A 2507-nucleotide genomic window follows, 5' to 3' on the forward strand; every position below is an offset into this window, starting at 1 on the left:
TCGAGCGCTGCACTGAAGGTCTCGACAAGCACGCGCTCGTTGTCGTACATCCAGAAGCCATGCCACGGCGAGGTGGCGTACTGGGTCTCGAACCCGATGATCCCGAGCTTCACGTTCGGCAGGGACGTGAGCGAAACCAGTCGGTCTAGCTGTCCGAGCATGACCTCTGGTGGGCACAGCCGGAACCGTAGCGCCGCCTCGGTCAGCACGAAATGGAATCGCTTATCGGGCCGGTACAGAATCTCTTGCCGCTGTACTCGCGCGGCTACCGCCTCGTTGATGTCGTTCGGCAGTTTCAGCCGGCGGATGCTCTCAGCAAAGCGGAACCGAGCGTACTCCGCAGTTTGCAGTAGGCCAGGGATGACGGTCGCCTCGAAGGCCCGAAAGAGCCGCGTCCGCTGGTCCCACTCGATCAGCTCTTGCTGACGAGGCTTCAGCCCAGTTCGCAGGATGCGTTGCCACTCGGCGTGCTGCACTTCGAGCGTGTGGAGGGAAGCCAGCAGCGCATCAGCCTCGCCCTCGCTGCCGGTGGCCGCCGTCCAGCTCCGTACGTCGTCATCGGTCGGCGTCTGCCGGCCGTTCTCCAGCTTGGAGATTTTCGACGGCGGCCACGACAACGACTCCGCGAGCTGCCGACCGCTGAAGCCCGCGGCCTGGCGTAGCTCACGGAGTCGTTTGCCGAGGGCGTTACGAGCCTCGTGGACGTTAGACGCGCCCGAGGTGCTGTTCGGTGGCAAAGTCGTCCCGTCGTGCGGCGTGGTGCCAGGCAGCATCACGCCAGTAGTTGTGCTTCACGATCTCGGCAGCATCCTCGATGACCTCGCCGCCGAGGAAGGCGTTGTTGTCATCGAAGTGCATCCGTACCAGCTTGGATGAGTCGAAGAGCCAGTAGTCGTGGTTCGGCAGCCCGGTGGCTTCGGCCTTGTCTCTGGGCAGGTAGCGGATGTCTTCGCCCGCGCTGTTGGTGAACTGAGCGCACCAGACACCGAAGCGGCTGTAGTCGGTGAGCGGCAGCGTCACCACGCGGACGCGAGCGAAGCGCCGACCCTTGGAGGACGCCTCGCGCAGCATGTCCAACCAGCTCTGCATCCACGGCAGGTTGTCCGGCTCGCCCGCGAGGAACTTGCGCAGCGACTCGTTCTCGTACGTCGCGTCGTAGGTGTCGCGGGCTTCGAGCCGGTAGGCCATGTGCTCGAACGAGTGGAAGAGCTGGCGGAACTCGGGGCCGGGTGGGATGAGGGAGGTCAGCTCTGTCCCTCCTGCTCCTGGTAACAGCGCACGTACATCTTGAGCACGTCCTCCGGGATCTCGATCAGGGTCTCGTGGTCCGGCACGGGGCCGATGTCGGCGAGGGCCTGAGGGTCCGTGACCTTCCAGCCCTGGGCGACGTACGTCACGCGGTCGGTGCGGTCAGTGGCGAACAGAGTGGGCGAGTTGTCCACCTGGGAGTCCGGGTCCTTGCCGAGGAAGCGGGCACGCATGGTGTCTCCATTGCTAGAAACTTGGCGAACCGTTCTCAGATATGGTGACGGACAGCTATGGGGACGTCAAGCGCTCTCGGCCGCCGTTGCCCAGCCAGGGAGGTGAGGCCGACAAGTTTCAGCACCCGAGGGGTCCGCGATCCGGCGTTGCGGCCTTCGAGAAGGTCCACCGGTCCGGTCCAGAAGGCGATCCCCCAGGGCCGATGGGGGTGCGGCCCTGCGGTCAGCGGCCCCGCCACCGGGGCGCGCGTTTCTCGGCGAAGGCCCGGGGGCCCTCCTTCGCGTCCTCGCTGGCCATCAGTGAGCGTACCTGTGCGTCGCACCGTGCCCACTGCTCGTCGAACGACGCCTCGATCACCCCACGGGCGAGTCGCTTGCTGGCCCGCACCGAAAGGGGTGCGGCGTCGGCAATCTCCGCCGCAAGCTCCAGTGCGGCGTCGAGGGCGCCGCCGACGGGTGCCATCCGGTTGATCAGGTGGATGGCGTGGGCCCGCTCGGCGTCGATGGGGCGTCCGGTGAGCAGCATCTCCATGGCGACGGTCGGCGGGACCCGTAGCGGAAGGCGGATCACACCCCCGGCGGCCGCGAGCAGACCGCGGCGCACCTCCGGCAGCCCGAACGTGGCATCCGCGCCGGCGACGACGAGGTCGCACGCGAGGGCCAGCTCCGTCCCGCCGCCGAGCGCACTGCCCTCGACGGCGGCGATCGTCGGGACGGAGACCTCGTGGCGCACCCAGCCGGCGAAGCCCCACTCCCGTTTGCTCGGCGCGATCGACTCGCCACGCGTGACCGCCTTCAGGTCCGCGCCGGCGCAGAACGACCGGGGGTCGGAGCTGGTCAGGATGACGGCGCGCACACCGGGGTCGCAGTCGGCGTCATGCAGGTGCCCGCCGAGGAGGTCCGCGAGCTCACCGTCGACGGCGTTGCGAGCCGCTGGCCTGTTCAGGGTCAACACGACGATGTGCTCTCGCCGCTCGGCCAGGACCTTGGGCGGCGACGTCACGCGTCCAGCTCACCGGCGAACGC

The 2507-nt window shown here is 67.7% G+C and carries 4 protein-coding genes; all 4 read right to left on the bottom strand.

Annotated elements, in window-relative coordinates:
- On the bottom strand, window positions 1–773 hold a 773-nt coding region (locus U9980_RS11200; protein ID WP_322767855.1), incomplete at its 3' end, for a helix-turn-helix transcriptional regulator.
- Window positions 706–1275 carry a DUF6879 family protein gene (locus U9980_RS11205; protein WP_416210234.1) on the bottom strand — a complete coding sequence of 190 codons (570 nt, stop codon included), beginning with the start codon at window positions 1273–1275 and terminating at the stop codon, window positions 706–708. The genes U9980_RS11200 and U9980_RS11205, both read right to left, overlap by 68 nt.
- Window positions 1245–1481: a hypothetical protein gene (locus tag U9980_RS11210; RefSeq protein WP_322767857.1), complete on the bottom strand. Its 237-nt coding sequence runs from the start codon at window positions 1479–1481 to the stop codon at window positions 1245–1247. The genes U9980_RS11205 and U9980_RS11210 overlap by 31 nt, the downstream gene beginning before the upstream one ends.
- A 223-nt stretch (window positions 1482–1704) precedes the next feature.
- Complete coding sequence (locus tag U9980_RS11215; protein ID WP_322767858.1) at window positions 1705–2484, bottom strand: crotonase/enoyl-CoA hydratase family protein; 780 nt, start codon at window positions 2482–2484, stop codon at window positions 1705–1707.
- Between the last annotated feature and the right edge of the window lie 23 nt (window positions 2485–2507).

It is taken from the genome of Protofrankia sp. Cr1 (genome assembly GCF_963555865.1).
GTDB lineage: Bacteria > Actinomycetota > Actinomycetes > Frankiales > Frankiaceae > Protofrankia.

Bases quoted from the DNA above. Each gene is read 5' to 3' on its own strand.
- U9980_RS11210 (WP_322767857.1), bottom strand. From the start codon at position 1,481: ATGCGTGCCCGCTTCCTCGGCAAGGACCCGGACTCCCAGGTGGACAAC.